Raw genomic sequence first — 18,840 nt, 5'->3', positions numbered from 1 at the left:
AAAGGTAGGAGACTATTGGTTTGTTACTATATTTGCGGACTTTGAATATCGCTATGGAACTAAAAAAGTTTGTTGATTTTGACAACCTTACGAATGCCTTTGCGGCTCGAACTGACGAAGCACTTAAGCAAGCGCATTTTATTTTCTCTACTATGCAATCTCCCGGATTGGTAAAAGTAGGAATGGCCCTTACCAAGTGGTCGTTAAATGTAGGTTTGCCAGTAAAGGGAATCATTAGAAAAACCATTTTCAATTTGTTTTGTGGAGGCGAAACACTAGATGGGTGTCAGCGTGCTACTAATGAGTTGGCGGCTTTTGGTATTGGTGCCATTTTCGATTATTCTGTTGAAGGAGAGAAATCTGAAGAAGGATTTGATGGAAGTGCACAAGAAATAATGAGAACCATAGACCGAGCGAGCCAATATGAGTTCATTCGGTTTTCTGCTTTTAAGATTACAGGCTTGGCTCATTTTGATTTACTGACTAAAATTCATGCAGGAGAAAAACTGACAGAAGAGGAAGCCGCTGCTTATGAAAGAGTGAAGGCTAGGGTAGATATGATATGTGCCGAAGCCAAGCGAAAGGATGTTTCTGTGTTGATTGATGCAGAAGAAACTTGGATTCAGAAACCCGTAACAGAAATTACGAGAGACATGATGGCCAAGTACAATACGGAAAAGGCCTTAGTGTTTTATACTTTTCAGATGTATGCCCATAGCATGTTAGGCCATTTGAAAGAGCTGCATGCAGATGCCAAAGAGAACAACTATAGGCTAGGCGCAAAGTTAGTGCGTGGGGCTTACATGGAAAAGGAGGCTGAAAGAGCGCAAGAAATGGGCTATGAAAATCCAATTCAACCTAACAAAGAAGCAACGGATAGAGATTTTGATGCAGCAACCGAATATTGCATTAAACATATTGATGATTTAGGCCTTTTTGCAGGTTCACACAACGAGAAGAGTAATTATTTGGTAACGCTTTATCTAGAAAAGTATGGTTTACCAAGAGATGATAGAAGAGTTTACTTTGGTCAGTTGTATGGCATGAGCGACCACATTTCATTCAACCTTGCGGCAGCAGGGTATAACGTAATTAAGTATGTGCCTTATGGGCCAATTAAGGCTACCATTCCGTATTTGATGAGAAGGGCAAATGAAAATACTTCTGTAAAAGGACAAAGCGGACGCGAATTAACTTTGATTAAGAAGGAGTTGGAACGAAGAAAAGGAGCCAAAAAACAATTTGCTCATCAGGATAAATTTTAAGCTAATCGCTTTTGAAGTAAAGCAAAAAGCCTGACTTAGTTGAACTAGATCAGGCTTTTTAATGCGTGTTGTTTTGATGTTAATTATTACTTCTTCTAACGCTTTTCACTGTAACTACTGGCTTTTCAGAAATTAGATCATTTGGAATTTCTAATATTTCTATGCCTTCTTTAGTAAAAGTGCTTTTGACCAATGGATGGTCTTTAAGGGTTTGCAATTCGGTTTCAGTTGGTAGTTTGAAATTACGTTTAACAGATTTTACCTCCACTACTTCTACGGGCACTTCAATTTCATTTTCGAAAATAATTTCATTATCTGAAGTACGTGTTGAATCGAGATACTCTATAAGATAAGGTTCAACCTCAACTTCCACATCGATGAGAACTTCTTCGAGTTCATCTTCCAATACAGGTTCAACTACATCGGTGCAGGCGTAAGCAATAACTAAAAGGCCTAAAATAGGCAGGGCGAGTAATGGTTTTAGTTTGTTCATGACATTTGAGTTTAGTTTTTGAATCATTTTTAATCTTTTCTGAATTGGGTGCTCGTTAAAACTGGAAATCAAACTGCTGTTTACTTTGGCCAAAGCAAATTGCAATAATGACCTTTCGTAATGTTTTGGATGTGTGCGTTTCAATACCGAATGATCGGCAATATATTCATGTTGAAGACGGATGGATTTAGCATACAGGTAACTAAATGGATTGAACCAATAAACGCACTTGAGTACTTCAAAAAGCAGTAAATCCAGTGAATGCCTTCCTTCAATATGAGCAAGTTCATGCGCGATGATCTGCTGTTTTAAACTTTCGTTTTTATTCAGTTCTTTACCCACAAAAATGGTGTTGAAGAAGCTGTAAGCATCATTGCCCTCGGTTTCAACTACTTCAATACAGTTGTTCTGTAACGAAGGCCATTTGCCCACTTTTCGCTTTACAATGAATAATTTGAAAACCAGAATAATGACCGAGACTATTAAGCCTAAAAGATATAGGGCTTCAATAGAAACTAGTGGGTTTGCTTGAGTAAAATTTTCTGAAACACTAATTGGCGTGGAAGAGGTAGCCTGAGCCGCCAAAGCTGAACTAAAAGCAAATTGACTTTCGAAACTCAATAGAGGAATTAGTATTGAAGCCACAACCGTGAATAACAGGTAAAACCTATTCACAGAAAGCAGTTTTTCGCCTCGCAGAAAAAGCCAATAGAAGCCATAAAAACTTGCTAGGCAAATCGAAGATTCTATTAAATAGCTATTCATGGTCTTTTAGTTTTTTCATCAAATCTTCCACTTGTTCGGGACTTAGCTTTTTTTCCTGCATCATAAATGAAAACAGCTTTTCGGCCGAGCCCTCGAAATAATTGCTCAAAAATCCATTCATGAAGTTTTTGGTGTAAGCTTTCTTTTTCACCGTAGCGGAATAAGAAAATGTATTGCCCACTTTCTCTCTGTTTACAAAACCCTTGTTTTCCAAAATTTTCAAGAAAGTACCTACCGTATTATAGGCCGGTTTTGGCTCGGGCATTTGATCCACAATGTCTTTGATAAACATTTTATCGTGCTCCCAAACAATCTGCATTATTTGCTCTTCTGCTTTTGTTAAGTCTTTCATAGCTCCTAATTCTTTCGGAAATCTCTTAAACTTTTCGGATAATTCCTAATTATTTAGGAGTAAAATTTTTCAATGGAGCATAGAGACCGCTTTTAAATTCTGCATAAACCCTCCAAAAGTTGTCTCCTAAATATCAGAGAGGATAAATGGTTCATCTGAAGCACGAGAAAAAACTTTTGGAGGGTTTCTAACTTCAGAAATATCCACATTACCCAACTATGCCTGTTTTATTGATCGAGTTCAGGTGAATACTACATAGAGACCGTTTTTAATTGTTTAATAAATGTGAGTGAATGACTAAATTGCGCCTCGAAAAAAATAAAGCAATGCAGATTTTAAGCGAACAGGAAATTGTCAGAAGACAAGAGCGGGAGGAACTTCAAAAGCTCGGTATCAATCCATATCCTTCAGAAACCTATGAAGTAACCACTTATTCAAAGGAAATTAAGGAAGGATTTGATAAAGACCCTGAACGCTTTAAACAGATTACCATTGCAGGTAGAATGATGAGCCGTAGAATTATGGGCTCTGCCTCTTTTGCCGAAATTCAAGATTCTCAAGGCCGAATTCAGGTCTATGTAAGAAGAGATGATATTTGCGAAGGCGAAGACAAAACGCTTTATAATACGGTTTTTAAGAAGGTTCTTAGTATTGGTGATTTTGTTGGAATTAAAGGCTACGTGTTTAAAACACAGGTAGGCGAAATTTCTGTGCACGTTACAGAAATGACCGTGCTTACTAAATCTTTAAAGCCACTGCCTTTACCAAAAACTGATGCCGAAGGCAAAGTGCATGATGCCTTTACTGATCCGGAGCAGCGTTACAGACAGCGCTATGTGGATTTGGTGGTGAACCCTCATGTAAAGGAGGCTTTCATTAAAAGAACGCATATGGTAAACTCTATGCGTCAGTTCTTGGCTGATAGAGGTTACCTAGAAGTGGAAACACCAATTCTTCAACCGCTTTACGGTGGGGCAGCAGCAAGGCCTTTCAAAACACATCACAATACTTTGGACATGACGCTTTATTTGCGAATTGCCAATGAATTGTACCTAAAAAGATTAATTGTAGGCGGCTTCGATGGTGTTTTTGAGTTCTCTAAAGATTTCAGAAACGAAGGAATGTCACGTTTCCATAATCCAGAATTTACCCAAGTAGAGCTTTATGTGGCTTACAAAGATTACAATTGGATGATGGATTTGGTGGAGGAAATGGTAGAGAAAGTAGCCATTGATTTACACGGAACTACCAAAGTTCAGGTGGGCGAAAATGTAATTGATTTCCAGCGTCCGTGGAAACGCTTTACCATGTTCGAAGCCATTGAGCATTTTACAGGAATTGATATTTCTGAAATGAACGAGACCGAGCTGAGAGAAACTGCTAAAAAACTGAATGTACCTACGGATGAGTCGATGGGGAAAGGAAAACTCATTGATGAAATTTTTGGTGAGCACTGTGAAGGCAAGCTAATTCAGCCTACTTACATTACTGATTACCCTGTGGAAATGTCGCCATTGGCGAAAAAGCACCGTAGCAAAGAAGGTTTGGTAGAGCGTTTCGAAGCCATTTGTAACGGGAAAGAAATCTGTAATGCATTCTCTGAATTGAACGACCCGATCGACCAAAGAGCGCGTTTTGAAGAGCAGCTGGAATTAGGCAAAAGAGGAGATGATGAAGCCATGACTTTGGATGAAGACTTCCTTCGTGCTTTGGAATACGGTATGCCACCAACCGCTGGTTTGGGTATTGGTATCGATCGTCTGTCGATGATTATGACCAACTCAAAGTCGATTCAAGATGTGTTGTTCTTCCCTCAAATGAAACCAGAGAAGAAAGCCAAAATGGCAACGGATGAAGAGTTTGTAAAAGAAGGTGTTCGATTAGAGCTGGTTCAAATTCTGAGAAAGCTGAACATCAATACCATTGCGCAACTCAAAGAACAAACGGCTTCTAAACTGCTCAACGATATGGGTGGTATGAGAAAGAAGCTCAAACTTCAAGATGTTGCAGCGGCTAGCTTAGAAGAAATCGAAGGCTGGTTAAGCTAATAGCTAACCCAACCTAAATTTACAGAAGGCCATTTTGCGAGAGTAGAATGGCTTTCTTTTGGTGTTAACGTTTTGTCAAATGCCTGTTGTCACCAGTTTTTTCACATTCCATAATACGCTTTTATAGCTTCTGCAATTAAATTTCCGGCTGCTCCAATTCCAATATTCCAAGAGCCGTCAAGAGCTTTACCAAGCATTTTTTGAGTCCAAGAGTTTACTTTCTGTCCGAATGTCTTATTTTCTAAATTGGGCTCTTCGGTGTCGATGATTTCAACAAGTTCAGCTGTGTCAATTTTACTCAGTCCGATGTTTTGTAAATGTTTTTCTAACTCCTCTTGATTTCCTTTATTAATACTGATAGTCGCTATTATTTTTGCTTTATCTCCTGTGTTTACTACATTACCGTCACCAGAATTGTTTATTATAGTCTGACTCATAAAAGTGGCTATTTCTTCTTTTTTAGTTTTCAATTCTTCTATTTCTGTTATGTTTCCAAATTCGGAATCTATTTTAAGCATAAAGTCAAGTAAGTTATTTCTTACATAAGATAGAATTTCAACAACAGCATTGACGGGAATAGATTTTTTACAATTAATCAACTGTAAATATGGATTACCCATTTTTCTCCAGTTTTGTTGAATTAGTCCGGTAAGTTCTGCCGGAAATTTATGTTCCAATGTTCCAGATTTATTCTCTGCCTTTAGAATCTCAAGACTTGCAATACTTTGATTAAAATCCATTGAACGTATAACCTCTTCCAATTCACGCTTGAGTCCGATTGTGGGCACAGGTTGGTCATTGTATTGCATATTTCCATTTATGTAAGTGCCAGTGATATTTCCTTTATATTTTCTGTAATCGGGTAAATCACTTGACTTGTCATAGCCTTTAAGCTCGTTGCTAACCCAATTTAAAAGAATCTCGTTTTGAAGTCTACTTGCAAGAACTTTCGTCTTAAGGAGTGGAGAACTAATTGATTTGTCAGTATCAATTAGTTCGTTAATTATGTCGTTTATTAGTTTCACCTCGGTGTTGATTTAAAATTGGTGTTAACGTTATATATCCGCCACATTTAGAGCGTATATATATCATACAATTTATCAAAAAAATCTTTTCAGTAACTAATTAATGGTGGCTTGGTGGTGAAGAATATTAAGAATGGCGGAATATGAGGCCCCACTAAATCGCCATGATTTTAGCTATCATATTTTGAGGGGCTAATATTTTTTCTGACGGATTGAATTAGAGTCGATTACAGTTAGATTTTTATCAAATGATAATATGTTTTTAGAGATCAAGTTTTCTAATATTCTAGCAGTTTCTAAAGGGTCTTCTGGTTGAAGCCTGATAAAGATTACTCCTGCGTTTGGCCTGTAACCATGTCTGAAAATTAGCTCTCCGTAGTCGCTGTCATAGGTAATGATGGTTCGGTTCTCTGCAATCGCTATTTGCATAACTTGTTCGTCTGTAATACTAGGGTTATCAATGCCAATGGCTTTAATGTCATACCCTATAGACTTAAGGTGAGTTACACTGGAGAATGGGACGTTCTCATTTGCTAGAAACTTCAATCTATCTTAGTTAAGAGGTGGTGTACAGTAATCCATCTTTCAAACATGCTTGGATATAAGAAAATACCGCTTGCAAAGATTCATGATTTAGACGCGGATAGTTCTCTAGGATTTGATCTTCGGTCCATCCTTGGGCTAACAGTCCGATGATATGTTCAACAGACACTCTTGTGCCTTTTACCGTTGGCTTACCTAATAATACTGTGTCGTCTGCAATGATATAGTTTCTCCAATCCATAGTCTAAAAATACGAAATTTATGAGTTTCTAGTTCGGTTTTAAATAAGTAGCAGGTAGCAGGCATCCTTTCTCAAAGTTTATGCATACGCTACAAACATGACGTCCATATCACATTTAATTTATCAAAACTTTCAGAAAAACGCGCTTTAAAATAATGGGGGTTTTAATTGGTTATAAATCCGTTAGCTATTGTGTTGTTGCGCTTTCAAACCCCTCTAAACATCCATCTAATGGTTCTCCATTAATATGAATGCATTCACAAAACTGGAATCCAGCAACTTCATTTTCGGTATTCTCAAATTGCTTTTTACAATCTGATAGAGAGTTTCTAGGCATGGCTTCAAAACCAAATTGAGCCCAGGCAATGGTAAGGGCAACCGTAATAATTACTGATGAAAAGAATGCGAAAGGGAATTTAGTGCTGTATTTTTTCGGTTTTTGAAATAGTGTAATGTTGGAGTAGGTTTTAATGGGCAAGAGGTATTTCAGTCTATCGTAGCACCAAACAATAAGAAACAAATTGGCGAGTACCATCAGCGGTGAGGTCACAAAAGAGCCTTCAAAACGAACGGCAAAAGAGAGTATCCAAATATTAAGAATGATTGGAAAATACAATAACGCACCTAAAGCTACAGTGCGTGGTATTAAGAGTAAGATAGCGGCAATAACCTGAGCAATTCCAATAAATGTATAATAAAAGCCAGTGTGATGTAAAGCATTAAGGTAGGCGCCCATGGGATGAAGTACAGAAAGACCGCTGGCAAATCTTTCGCCCACGATTTTTACGATTCCGGCAAAAATAAAGGCGTAAGCCAAGCTTACGCGACAGAAAATGGAAAATAGCCAATACCATCTATTCCCTTTTACCTCAAGATAGAGCCTGTCAAATTTGTTTAAATTATTCAATGGAGCAGATAGTTAAAAGATTTAGGGCCTTTCATATGATGAACAATATAAAGGTCTATAAAATTATTTCATCGTACTACACTTTGCAAGTGGATCAGTTAGCCACCTTCATTTTTCGGGGCTCTGGTCTAACGTTTATCATCTAATCTCTAACCTCTCAAAAAATCAATTATCGAAGAAGCTTCTTCTGCGGCTAAGTTTCAAATCTTTAAGTGCCGAAGCTTTAATTTGAATGTCGATAGAGGAGGAGGTTAATCGTGCTAAAAGTAATCAGTTGCCTGCTTTTATCTTTTTGATTTCTTCGGAGAGGGCCGGAATGTTTTTCTGGATTATTGCCCAAATTATTTCATCATCTACTGAGTCGTAAGCATGAGCAATTAGGTTTCTGAGTCCAATAATTTTTGCAGACGAAGATATTTTTAGATTTGGTTCTATGGAGTGGAATTTCTTTATCGCCTCGCCTATTATTTCTAGGTTTCTTTCCGTAGCTCTTTTTACCACTATCTCCTTTTGATAGTTTTCGAAATTATTTTCCACCAAGGATTTGAAGTGCTCTAGTTCTTCAATTACACTCTCAATATCTAAAATGTATTTTAGTGCTCTAGGCTGCATATAATTCTTTTTTTGAGTCGTTTATAGACTGAATAAGAATCGGGTTTTTTAAAGACTTACGAGAAACTAAGTCAACGCTTCTGCCAAGGAGCGTTTCAAGCTTTTCTTTCAAATCGAAATAATTATCTGCATAATCTAGAAGCTCCAGTTCTTCTGAAAATTGAATCAAAAAATCAATGTCACTATTTCCGTGCAAGTTATTTTTAGCTGCAGAGCCAAATAAAGCAGCAGAAATTACCTTGTGTTCTTTGAACAAGGCATAAATCGCATCTAAATTATTTTCGATAATGGAGACCATGGATGATAAAGATAGTGAATAGTATAATCTTGAAATAGAGCCATACTCAAATTACTTAAGAGTGAACTAAATGATGGCAACACATGCACTTTAAACGTCTATGAACATTGGGTTTATTGTTTGCGAAAAACCTTTTGAACGCTAACATAATAACAAATAACGTTTAACCCCTCAAAAATCAATTATCGAAGAAGCTTCTTCTGCGGCTAAGTTTCAAATCTTTAAGTGCCGAAGCTTTAATTTGAATGTCGATAGAGTAGGAGGTAAATCGTCCGAATGGAATCCAGTTGCCCGTTAACTCCCAACAGCCTAGGTCGCGGTAAACGCCTAATGAACTTTGTGTAAACTCTTTTAATTCTACATCATAACCCGTATTAAAAGTGAGTTGCCACTTTTCGGAAACGGCCACTTGACCATTCATTTTAATGGATTGGCGTGTGGTTGTAGAAAACTTATTATTAAATAAATTTTGGCTAAAGGAGTAATTATAACTGAACCTAACGTTCCATGGTACGGAAATATCAACATAAGCATTGGGGTCGTCAAAATATTGAGGTACCCGCTGTTGATTCACCATGTCTCCATTATTTAAAGTGCCATAACCATCGTCTTCTCCGTTTAAAAAACCACCTCCTTCAATTGCCGCCATACCACCAGCTCCGCCCCTCATAGATGAAGACGAATTATTGTTTGATGCCTTTGAATTGAGGTTGGTGCTCAAAGAAAAACGCCCACTTCTTATTTTTCCAAGCCCTTTGCCTTGTGTAAGCGCAATTACATCTACCCTTTTGATTACATCGCCCTCGCCATCATTGGTGGTTAAATAAGTGTAAGGGTCTAAAACTATACCCGCACTAATGTCGATTTTGTTTTTAAACAGTGTAGTTCTTGCGGCTATATTATAATCCGAAAGATTGAATGAGTCGGCCAGAAAGTTGTAGCTGGTAGAAAACGAAAGGTTCTCAAGAATCGACACCTTTTCAGATTTGGTGGTATCGTTCCTCACTTTCATTTCAACCTTATTACTAACGTTAAAAGTAATAGCTGCCGATTCTCCTAATGATGGACTTCCAAACACAAAGCCGTTGTATTTAGATAAAAACTGATAAACCGGCTCTCCGGTAGAAGTGGAGTCTACTTGAATGTTTTTATAATAACCATACTTCTCTTGTCCAAAATCAGGACGGTAACTGAAACTTAAACTGGGCTGCATGATATGACGAATAGACTCAACCTTACTGCTTGGCTTAAAGTTTTTGATGCCATAAAGTTGAGTAGAAACGTTAACATTTGCCCCGTAGGTAGATGCCCTCGAAAAGCCATTTAATGTGTCTATTCTAACTGCATTCTCATCTTCTAAATAGGTGTAATCAAGCTCTTGTAAATACCATAGTTCTTGAAAATTGATAGAAGGAGAAACGTTAAAGTTTTTCAAAAATGGGAAGGAAGTGGAAATAGGGATGGTATGTCTTGCTCCATTTTGGGCATTAGCAAATAACTCTGGTAGTTTGGCAAAAGTAACTGCTAAGGTATCGGCCTCATTGGTAGAATTGGAAATGTCAAATCCAGCGGTATTTGGTCTTATTAAGTTGGTAATCTTATTCGATGTACTGAAGGCCCAAGAGAAAGAAAGCCTTTTCAAAGCTTCTTGCTTGGCTGTTGAAAATGGTGTTACCCTAGTCATGTTTAGGGAAAACTCAGGTAAGGATACATCAAGAATATTGGTTTGAATATTTTGTGAATGACGTGCGTTTAAACCATAGCTAAAACGATTATTTGCAAAACTTCCTGTTAGCGAAATGTTGGAACGGAACTCTGAACGAATCGTATTCTGGAAGTTTTCGGTGGAAATATTATTGTTGTTGTATGAGCTTGTTCCAGCATTGATACTTGCCGAAAAACGAGTTTTACCTCTTGATTCTGGCCTGTGAGAAATGGAAACCCAAAAGTCATTTGAGTTCAATGGATTTTCGTCTATCTCAGGAGTTTTGCTTTTATTATACCTAAGGTCTACACTGCCACTATACTTGTAGCGTTTTTTATAGGTGGAGCGTACGTTAAAACCAAAACTTCCCTTTGAGTAATAATCGCCTGTAACGGCTGTTCTTATGTACTCATTATTGCCAAAGAAATAACCTCCTTCGCGCAAGAAAATTCCTCGCACCCTTTCTTCCCCATATTTTGGAAAAAGAATTCCAGATTGGGCATCGCTTTTAACATCGGGGAAGAAAGCAAAAGGCAGAGCGAATATGGTGGGGATATCGCCAATATACAATTGGGCAGGGCCTGTAATGATTTTATCGCCAGGAATTACCTTGATTTTATCAGCCTTAATGTAAGTAGTAGCTAACAATTCGGCACAAGGGATAAACTTTCCGCCTTTAATATAGGCGCTACCATCTTGGTTCTTTTTGATTTCTTCACCCGAAACGTAGCCTTCATCTTGCTTGGTTACTACGCCTGTAATTTTGGCTCGGTTGGTTGCGAAGTTGTAGCGAATACCCCGAGTTTCATATACTCCGCCCTTATCTTGAAAAACAGGAAGGCCAATCCAGCTGCCTGTAGAATCTTGAACACCCTTGGCAATAAGTTCATTTTGATTTCTATCGATAATAATTTGTGCAGCATCTAATTTAATATCGCCATACTCGATGTAAGCATTTCCGTATAAGTACGTTACATTCGTAGCAGTTTTGGTAATAATCGAATCTTCGGCATAGTACAAAATAGTAGTTTCTATGCCATTGTTCTTGATTTTGAGGGTGTCTGTACCAACTGGTCTGGTTGTTGTTGGGCTGGTGCTGAGCGGAGTAGGTTCGATCTTAACAGGATCATTCTTTAAACCTCCTTCTTGGGCCCTTAGGCCAAACGCCATCAGTAGTAAAACTAATATGAAAGATATGTTTCTAACAGAGACCAAAGGATTTTTCGCTTTATGGAAAAAATTCAGATTTTTGTGTAAAGGTATTCTAATAACCATTTCTATGCGAACCAAAGTAAAAAATAATAGGCTTGTTCTTCTTGCTTTGTCATTGGCTTTACTAGTTTTTGCTCCATATCAAGGGCTTTCTCAAGCGGCTAAGCCTAAATTTAAAGTGGTGATTGACCCAGGTCATGGCGGAAAAGACTCTGGTACGCGAGGGAAGAATTTACTTGAAAAAAACGTTGCACTTGCCGTATCCATGAAACTAGGGGAGTATTTAAATGAACTTTTAGACAACGTTGAGGTTATTTACACTAGAAAAACGGATGAATACAGCCATCCCAAAGTTCGTGCCATCATAGCTAATGAGGCCAATGCAGATTTATTTGTCTCTATTCATGCCAATGCCATGCCTGCGGGTAATGAACATGTATATGGAACAGAAACCTATGTAATGGGGGTTAAAAATGAAGGTAGAAACTTTGAGGTAGCCAAAAGAGAAAACTCTGTAATCTTGTTAGAAGAAGATTATAAAGAGAAGTATCAAGGCTTTGACCCTACTTCGCCTGAAGTAAATATTGCTTTTTCTATTATGCAGGAAGCATTTCAAGAAAATAGCATTTTGCTTGCGCAAAACGTTGAAGATCAGTTTTCTAAAAGGGCAGGAAGGAAGAGTAGAGGAGTGAAGCAGTCGAGTTTATGGGTATTATGGAATACCTCTATGCCTAGTGTTTTGATAGAACTTGGCTATCTTACCAACCCAAAAGAGGAAAGAGAGCTAGGATCTGCTGAAGTACAGGATTATTTAGCTTCGGCAATTTTTAGAGCAATTCGAGATTATATTAATTATTTGGAATCAACAAGGTAGATAGTGGCAAAGGGAAGAGAATTTAAAGTCGGTTTATTTGCGGTGCTAATGTTGGGCTCACTTTATATAGGTTTCAACTATTTAAGGGGACTCGATGTTTTTTCCCCATTAAACACCTATTACGTCAAGTATAGTAATATCAGTGGCTTAAATAAGGGCGACAGGGTAATTCTTAACGGATTAAATGTAGGTACGGTGCTCGAGCGTAAATTCAGCTCAGATGCCTATAACGAAATATTGGTAACACTCGCTATCGACAACACCATTAAAATGAAAGAGGGTACTGTGGCTCGATTAGCCAAACCAGATATTCTTGGGGCTTTGGAAGTACAGCTGATTTTAAACCCAGAGGGTGAACGGATACTAGAAAGTGGTGACTTTTTGAGCGGTGAAATGGACAGAGGTATTACCGAAATGATTACCGAAGAAGGCCTTTCTGCGGCTAACAGTTTAAACTCTGTAGTGAAAAAAATAAATGATGTACTGGAACCATTCGCGTCTAGAGCCGATACCATTGCCTTAGCCATAGATAACTTTAAACACTTTTCCGATTCCTTAACTTATATGGCTGGTACGCTCAATTCTGGTATGGAGCAAATCAATCTTAGAATTGAATACGTTACCGATTCTATTGTAGCGGCTATGGGTGGTGTTCGACCACTATTGGATGAATACACAGCTTTGGGTGAAAAACTTAATGCTATAGATGTAGAATCACGTTTAATGCGAATGGATTCGGTGCTAATGGGTACTCAAGAATTTATAGGTAGATTGAATTCTAATGAAGGAACTCTAGGTAAACTGATGACCAATGATTCGCTGTATAATGCGTTGAATAGCTCTATGACCGATTTAGATAGTCTGTTCATAGACCTGAGAGAGAACCCAAAACGCTATGTTCATTTTTCAATTTTTGGAAGAAAGAACAGGCCTCCAGCAGACAAAAAGAAAAAATAAATTCCTGAGCGAATAGATCTTTTTGATAACATTAAATCTTGGGTTTACTTTAGATCAAAGGTAATTATCATACTCCCGTTCTTATCGGGCTAACACTTGCATATGGATATTGAATTCAATAAAAACGATGACACTATGCGCCAATTGGTGTATAGACTCGATGAAAAACTCAAGAAAGTAAAATTGGGTGGAGGCGAAAAGAAAATTGAATCACAACATAAGAAAGGTAAACTCACCGCTCGCGAAAGAATCGAGTATCTTATTGATGATGGTAGCGACTTTTTAGAAGTAGCGGCTTTGGCTGGTGATGGCATGTATGCCGATGTAGGCGGTTGCCCTTCTGGCGGTGTGGTCACAGGTATAGGCCAAGTGAGCGGTCGTGATTGTATGATTGTAGCCAACGATGCCACCGTGAAAGCTGGGGCTTGGTTTCCTATTACGGCAAAAAAGAACCTTCGTGCTCAAGAAATTGCGATGGAAAACCGTCTGCCAATTATTTATTTGGTAGATAGTGCAGGTGTATTTCTTCCAATGCAAGATGAAATTTTCCCCGATAAAGAACACTTCGGAAGACAGTTCAGGAACAATGCGAAAATGTCTTCCATGGGTATTATTCAAGTAGCCGCAATTATGGGTAGCTGTGTGGCTGGTGGTGCTTATTTGCCAATTATGAGCGATGAGGCGGCTATTGTTGATAAAACTGGTTCTATTTTCTTAGCAGGTTCTTACCTAGTAAAGGCTGCTATTGGTGAAGATATTGACAATGAAACTTTAGGTGGTGCTACAACTCAATCTGAAATATCTGGCGTAACCGACAACAAGTTCCCGAATGATCAGGCTTGTTTAGATTATATCAGAAGCGTTTTTGATAAAATTGGAGAGTTTGAAAAAGCAGGTTTCGATAGAAAGGAACCTAAGGCTCCAAAGGAAAACCCAGAAGAAATTTACGGTATTATGCCGGATAGTAGGGTAAAACCTTACGAGATCAAAGAAATCATTAAACGTATAGTAGATGACTCTGAGTTTGATGAATATAAAGAGGCTTATGGCAAATCCATCGTTTGTGGCTATGCCCGAATCGAAGGTTGGGCTGTAGGAATTGTAGCCAACCAACGTTTGGTGGTAAAATCGAAAAAGGGCGAAATGCAGATGGGAGGAGTAATTTACTCCGACTCAGCCGATAAGTCAGCGCGATTTATCATGAACTGCAACCAGCGTAAAATTCCATTGGTGTTTTTGCAAGATGTTAGCGGTTTTATGGTAGGTAGCCGAGCTGAGCACGGAGGAATTATTAAAGACGGTGCTAAAATGGTAAATGCCATGGCCAATTCTGTAGTGCCAAAATTCACCATAGTAATAGGTAACTCATATGGCGCGGGCAATTATGCTATGTGCGGAAAGGCTTATGACCCACGATTGATTTACGCTTGGCCAACCGCTCAAATGGCGGTAATGAGTGGTGCAGCAGCAGCCAAAACCTTACTTCAAATCAAAGTAGCTTCGCTAAAAGCACAGGGCAAAGTAATTGAACCAGAAGAAGAGAAGAAGTTGTTAGAAGAAATCACAGACAGCTACAATGAGCAATTGAGTCCTTATTATGCGGCTTCTCGCATTTGGGTAGATGGAATTATTGATCCTTTAGACACCAGAAAGGTGATTGCCAAGGGAATTCAAGCGGCCAATCATGCACCAATTCGTGAACAATTCAATGTAGGGATTATTCAAACCTGATAATGAACGAAACAGAAAACCTGACCAATAAAGAATTAAAGGCGTTGATTTCGCTGCTGGAAGATGATGACGCTGAAGTGGTTGATCATGTGGAAAGCAAAATCAAGTCGCTGGGCACTCATATTATCCCTTATTTAGAATTTGAATGGGAGGGAAGTTTTAATCCAAGAGTGCAGAAAAGAATTGAGGAGCTGGTGCATTCTCTTCAATTTCAACTGCTCAGAGAAAAACTGGAAGCTTGGAAGGAAAAAGACGGTGACGATCTTTTGGAAGGAATGTGGTTGGTGAATACCTATCAATATCCTGATTTAGAATATGATGACCTGAAAAAGGATCTGGAGCAAATTTATTACGAGGCCTGGCTGGAGTTTAGAACCGATGTGCATCCAGTGGATCAGGTGAAAATCTTGAATTCAGTTATTTTCAATAAACTCAAATTTGGAGCGAATACTAAGAATTTCCATTCTACAGGAAACTCTATGATGAATGTGGTGCTTCAAACCAAAAAAGGAAATCCAGTTTCTCTTTGCATAATATATGCCTTGGTTGCTCAAAAGTTGAAGCTCCCCATCTATGGTGTGAATTTGCCCAACCTATTTGTGCTTACGTATAAGAAAGGGGAAACTCAGTTTTATATCAATGCTTTCAATCGCGGCTTGATTTTCTCTAAAAAGGAAGTTGACGATTATGTATCGAACTTAAAACTAACGCCTAAAGATCAATATTACGAACCATGCACTAATGTAGATATTGTGGTTCGTGTATTGCGAAATCTTTCCATTGCCCATGAAAAACTAGGCAACACCGAAAAGGTAGAGGAAATTAAATCTCTGATCGAAATTTTAGCAGACAAGGCCATTGATATGGAGTAGAGTGTTGAGATACGCTGTATTCTCTAGGAATGAATAGTTTCTGCTTTAGCCCGCGTTAAGTCACCCCGTAGGCCCCGAGACTTCGGGGTTTTTCAGTTGAGCAGATAATGGTGTGGTTCTTAATAAAGCAGACAGAGTCCTAGTGTCCATAGTTGGTCACAGGTTCTGCCTAAGGGCAGATAAATCGGAGAACCTGCAAAAGCCTTTAGGGTTTTACTTTTTGAGGGTCTTGGCGGCTATCCTAAAAGGACAGAATATGCAGTGATTCGTCTTTGACCTCATAGAAAATTAAGTAGTCACGAACAATCTTAATTCGAACATTAGGGATGTCGGTTTTACGTCCAATATCTGGGTTGGAGATAATTAAGTTTATAGCTTCTTTGATCAGCGTATTGAGCTTTAAACTGTAGGTTTTGCTTTTATTACGGTTGACCCAATATTCCAGCACTGATTTACGTTCTGCTTGCGCTTTTGGGGACCAAACTACTTTTTTAACCATTGGTCAATTTCATCATCGGCTTTTTCAGACGATATGCCATTTCCTCCCTCAATCATTTGTTGTGATTCAGCAACCACTTGTTTTTGAGCATCAGACGTTAGATAAATGGAATCATCAAAATCAACAGCCAAAAGTCTGTAAACTTCCTCAAGTACATTAGGGTCTTTAATAGATTTGATCTTTTCTATCAGTCTATTGACATGCTGTTCTTCGGATTGAATCATAAAATCAAGTTATAAATAATTTCAGAAGATTCCTGATTAAAAAGTAGCCATGCTTATTTCAATGTCGCACCTAAGCCAGCGTTAAGTCATCCCGTAGGGATTTTTTTCGGTAACACAGATATGAGGGCTTTTCAAAGGGACAGAATCCTTGTGTCCATAAATCGTCATAGGTCCGGAGAATCTGCGACAGTAGGCTGGCTCTGTCAAAGATAGTTAAATGAGCCTATAACAGAAGATTAGTTTATTCTTTTATATAATGCTGCCACCTCGTTAATGACAATTTCGGGATTGTCTACCCATACCTTATGGCCTGCACCATTCGCTAAAACATACTTGTGATTAGGTAGAGAGCCGAAAGACTTGAGGCATTCTTTCCACTTGTCTACCTCATCCTGTTTTACCATGGCGGGTATTTTTTCCGAAGCAATTAAGGTGACAGGTATTTTTGTGTATAAAGTTTCATTTCCCACATAGATGGAAATCTCTGCAAGATTTTTAAGCACATAATAGAGTCCTGTTTTATGAGTTTTTATTAACTCCCAATCCTCTTTTGAGATATTCTTCGTAAAATCTTGTGACCATTGCTTTGTGAAAAAGCAAGGTAGTGCTACATCAATATAGACGGATCCTTTTATTTTGTCCTTATTTTGATTAGCAAATAATGTAGAGTAGAAGCCACCAAATGAGTGGCTCACGATGAATAGATCCTTGTCGAAACCTAATTCCTTTAGCGCATATTCTAAGTCCTTTATTTCTTGCTTAAAAGAAATTGAAGTGGTGTCGATTTCACTTTCCCCAAGTCCAGCCCTATCATAAGTGATTAGAGTTGCTCCAGTTAATTGATGGATTGGTTTTAGAATATCATCCCAAACACTTCCATCATCACCATTTCCTGACTCGAAAAGAATAGGTGTACCTTTTCCTTTTATTATTTTAAAATGCAAATCATGATTGCCGACATTAATTAATGTGTCAGTAGTTTGGGATTGTGCATTACTCCAAGTCAACAGAACTAAGAGCAGAGATAAATTGAATACTTTGACCATCGCGTTCTTTTATCAAGGGGACGGTGGGTTTATTCTTTTGTTACCATCAGTATATTCATGAATGCTAAAATAGAATTCACTTAACGGTTAGAAGAACATTATTCATATTTACTCTCAGCTCTTTGGCTGTAATTTCAGAATATCAAAACTTATCTAAAATCGGAGGAAGGTTTTTAAGAATGTCTTCTGTCATGGCATCTAGGCTGAAACCGTGTTTCCAACCCCAATCTGCTCTCGCTTGAGAATCATCAATGGTATTGGGCCAGCTATCGGCTATGGCCTGACGGAAATCTGGCGCATAATCAATTTCGAATTCAGGTATTTGCTTTTGAATAGAAGCTGCCATTTCTTTTGGTGTAAAACTAATGGCCGAAAGGTTATAGCTAGAACGTACTTTTACTTGTTCGGCTGGTGCCTGCATTAGGTCAATAGTTGCTTTAATGGCATCTGGCATATACATCATAGGCAAGGCCGTGTCTTCTCTTAAGAAACAGGTAAATTTCTCACCTTTCAATGCTTTGTGGTAAATGTCTACCGCGTAATCTGTAGTGCCGCCACCCGGTAATGATTTGTAACCAATAAGGCCGGGATACCTGATGCTTCGAACGTCCACCCCGTATTTATCGAAGTAGTATTCGCACCATCTTTCGCCAGCAAGTTTGCTGATGCCATATACGGTGTTGGGGTCTTTTTCGCAGAACTGAGGTGTATTGTCCAAAGGCGTGTTCGGTCCGAAAACGGCAATAGAACTTGGCCAGTAAATTTTGTCTAGCTTTTTCTCCTTGGCCAATTCCAACACATTCAATAAGCTGGTCATGTTCAAGTTCCAAGCCCACTGAGGATTAGATTCGCCTTTGGCAGAAAGGATGGCCGCCAAATGATAAATCTGTGTGATTGAATGTTTTTCAACAACCTCCTTCAGCTGAGCCGCATTCATTACATCTAGTTTCTCGAAAGTGAAACCAGCAATGTTGGCGTGTGGAGAAGAAATATCAGAAGCAATGATGTTTTCGTTTCCAAAAACCTCACCGAGCGCAATTGTCAGTTCCGATCCTAATTGTCCACTCGCTCCGATGATAAGTACTCTAGTCATTTGCTTCTTAATTTTAGTTGTAATCGTTGAATCAGAAATCTATTCTTCTTTTTCTGCTTTAAGAATAGAAAGTTTCTG

At 38.5% G+C, this 18,840-nt stretch carries 19 protein-coding genes; 6 read left to right on the top strand and 13 right to left on the bottom strand.

Annotated features, from left to right (window positions below):
• The first annotated feature begins 53 nt into the window (after positions 1 to 53).
• Positions 54 to 1,265, top strand: coding sequence for a proline dehydrogenase family protein (locus tag AWW67_RS04570; RefSeq protein WP_062300494.1), 1,212 nt, complete (start codon positions 54 to 56; stop codon positions 1,263 to 1,265).
• Positions 1,266 to 1,344: 79 nt separating this feature from the next.
• Here AWW67_RS04570 and AWW67_RS04565 read toward each other — a convergent pair whose 3' ends face one another.
• The gene (locus AWW67_RS04565) at positions 1,345 to 2,523 is read right to left on the bottom strand and encodes a M56 family metallopeptidase (protein WP_062300493.1); all 1,179 of its coding nucleotides are present in this window, start codon (positions 2,521 to 2,523) and stop codon (positions 1,345 to 1,347) included.
• Entirely contained in the window at positions 2,516 to 2,875 is a 360-nt protein-coding gene (locus AWW67_RS04560) for a BlaI/MecI/CopY family transcriptional regulator (RefSeq protein ID WP_053222979.1), read from the bottom strand. The genes AWW67_RS04565 and AWW67_RS04560 overlap by 8 nt, the downstream gene beginning before the upstream one ends.
• Positions 2,876 to 3,201: 326 nt before the next feature.
• Between AWW67_RS04560 and lysS the strand changes: the two genes are divergently transcribed.
• The gene (lysS, locus tag AWW67_RS04555; RefSeq protein ID WP_062300537.1) at positions 3,202 to 4,923 is read left to right on the top strand and encodes a lysine--tRNA ligase; all 1,722 of its coding nucleotides are present in this window, start codon (positions 3,202 to 3,204) and stop codon (positions 4,921 to 4,923) included.
• 101 nt (positions 4,924 to 5,024) lie between these two features.
• On the opposite strand, the gene AWW67_RS04550 is transcribed toward lysS, so the two are convergent.
• The 7 genes from AWW67_RS04550 to AWW67_RS04520 all read right to left on the bottom strand — a co-directional run bounded on the left by AWW67_RS04550 (position 5,025) and on the right by AWW67_RS04520 (position 11,424).
• Positions 5,025 to 5,948, bottom strand: coding sequence for an AbiTii domain-containing protein (locus AWW67_RS04550; RefSeq protein ID WP_062300492.1), 924 nt, complete (start codon positions 5,946 to 5,948; stop codon positions 5,025 to 5,027).
• A gap of 192 nt (positions 5,949 to 6,140) precedes the next feature.
• Complete coding sequence (locus AWW67_RS04545) at positions 6,141 to 6,494, bottom strand: DUF5615 family PIN-like protein (RefSeq protein ID WP_062300491.1); 354 nt, start codon at positions 6,492 to 6,494, stop codon at positions 6,141 to 6,143.
• Positions 6,495 to 6,504: 10 nt separating this feature from the next.
• Entirely contained in the window at positions 6,505 to 6,732 is a 228-nt protein-coding gene (locus AWW67_RS04540) for a DUF433 domain-containing protein (RefSeq protein ID WP_053222885.1), read from the bottom strand.
• 187 nt (positions 6,733 to 6,919) lie between these two features.
• Positions 6,920 to 7,639, bottom strand: a complete 720-nt coding sequence (locus AWW67_RS04535; RefSeq protein WP_062300490.1) for a hypothetical protein — start codon at positions 7,637 to 7,639, stop codon at positions 6,920 to 6,922.
• A 270-nt stretch (positions 7,640 to 7,909) separates the two neighbouring features.
• On the bottom strand, positions 7,910 to 8,251 hold the full coding sequence (locus AWW67_RS04530; RefSeq protein WP_053222884.1) for a HepT-like ribonuclease domain-containing protein: 342 nt from the start codon (positions 8,249 to 8,251) through the stop codon (positions 7,910 to 7,912).
• The gene (locus AWW67_RS04525) at positions 8,241 to 8,549 is read right to left on the bottom strand and encodes a nucleotidyltransferase family protein (RefSeq protein ID WP_053222883.1); all 309 of its coding nucleotides are present in this window, start codon (positions 8,547 to 8,549) and stop codon (positions 8,241 to 8,243) included. Before AWW67_RS04525 ends, AWW67_RS04530 begins: the two co-directional genes overlap by 11 nt.
• Before the next feature lie 178 nt (positions 8,550 to 8,727).
• Positions 8,728 to 11,424 carry a putative LPS assembly protein LptD gene (locus AWW67_RS04520; protein ID WP_062300489.1) on the bottom strand — a complete coding sequence of 899 codons (2,697 nt, stop codon included), beginning with the start codon at positions 11,422 to 11,424 and terminating at the stop codon, positions 8,728 to 8,730.
• A 109-nt stretch (positions 11,425 to 11,533) separates the two neighbouring features.
• On the opposite strand from AWW67_RS04520, the gene AWW67_RS04515 reads away from it, so the two are divergent.
• The 4 genes from AWW67_RS04515 (at position 11,534) to AWW67_RS04500 (ending at position 15,900) form a co-directional block, all read left to right on the top strand.
• Positions 11,534 to 12,340, top strand: coding sequence for an N-acetylmuramoyl-L-alanine amidase family protein (locus AWW67_RS04515; RefSeq protein WP_062300536.1), 807 nt, complete (start codon positions 11,534 to 11,536; stop codon positions 12,338 to 12,340).
• Positions 12,341 to 12,343: 3 nt separating this feature from the next.
• Positions 12,344 to 13,297: an MlaD family protein gene (locus tag AWW67_RS04510; protein ID WP_062300488.1), complete on the top strand. Its 954-nt coding sequence runs from the start codon at positions 12,344 to 12,346 to the stop codon at positions 13,295 to 13,297.
• Between the two features lie 102 nt (positions 13,298 to 13,399).
• Entirely contained in the window at positions 13,400 to 15,028 is a 1,629-nt protein-coding gene (locus AWW67_RS04505) for an acyl-CoA carboxylase subunit beta (RefSeq protein WP_062300487.1), read from the top strand.
• A 2-nt stretch (positions 15,029 to 15,030) separates the two neighbouring features.
• The gene (locus AWW67_RS04500; RefSeq protein ID WP_062300486.1) at positions 15,031 to 15,900 is read left to right on the top strand and encodes a transglutaminase-like domain-containing protein; all 870 of its coding nucleotides are present in this window, start codon (positions 15,031 to 15,033) and stop codon (positions 15,898 to 15,900) included.
• Positions 15,901 to 16,141: 241 nt separating this feature from the next.
• On the opposite strand, the gene AWW67_RS04495 is transcribed toward AWW67_RS04500, so the two are convergent.
• From AWW67_RS04495 to AWW67_RS04480, 4 genes are all read right to left on the bottom strand, one after another.
• Positions 16,142 to 16,399 (bottom strand): type II toxin-antitoxin system RelE/ParE family toxin, encoded by a 258-nt coding sequence (locus tag AWW67_RS04495; RefSeq protein ID WP_062300485.1) that lies wholly within the window; start codon positions 16,397 to 16,399, stop codon positions 16,142 to 16,144.
• Positions 16,384 to 16,623: a hypothetical protein gene (locus AWW67_RS04490; protein WP_062300484.1), complete on the bottom strand. Its 240-nt coding sequence runs from the start codon at positions 16,621 to 16,623 to the stop codon at positions 16,384 to 16,386. Before AWW67_RS04490 ends, AWW67_RS04495 begins: the two co-directional genes overlap by 16 nt.
• Before the next feature lie 236 nt (positions 16,624 to 16,859).
• Complete coding sequence (locus AWW67_RS04485; RefSeq protein ID WP_062300483.1) at positions 16,860 to 17,669, bottom strand: alpha/beta fold hydrolase; 810 nt, start codon at positions 17,667 to 17,669, stop codon at positions 16,860 to 16,862.
• Between the two features lie 142 nt (positions 17,670 to 17,811).
• Positions 17,812 to 18,762 carry an NAD-dependent epimerase/dehydratase family protein gene (locus AWW67_RS04480; protein ID WP_062300482.1) on the bottom strand — a complete coding sequence of 317 codons (951 nt, stop codon included), beginning with the start codon at positions 18,760 to 18,762 and terminating at the stop codon, positions 17,812 to 17,814.
• Between the last annotated feature and the right edge of the window lie 78 nt (positions 18,763 to 18,840).

The sequence above is a fragment of the Roseivirga seohaensis genome (assembly GCF_001592945.1).
Lineage (GTDB): Bacteria > Bacteroidota > Bacteroidia > Cytophagales > Cyclobacteriaceae > Roseivirga > Roseivirga seohaensis.
Note: the sequence above shows the minus strand (reverse complement) of the source record. Positions and strands in the feature narration are given on the sequence as shown.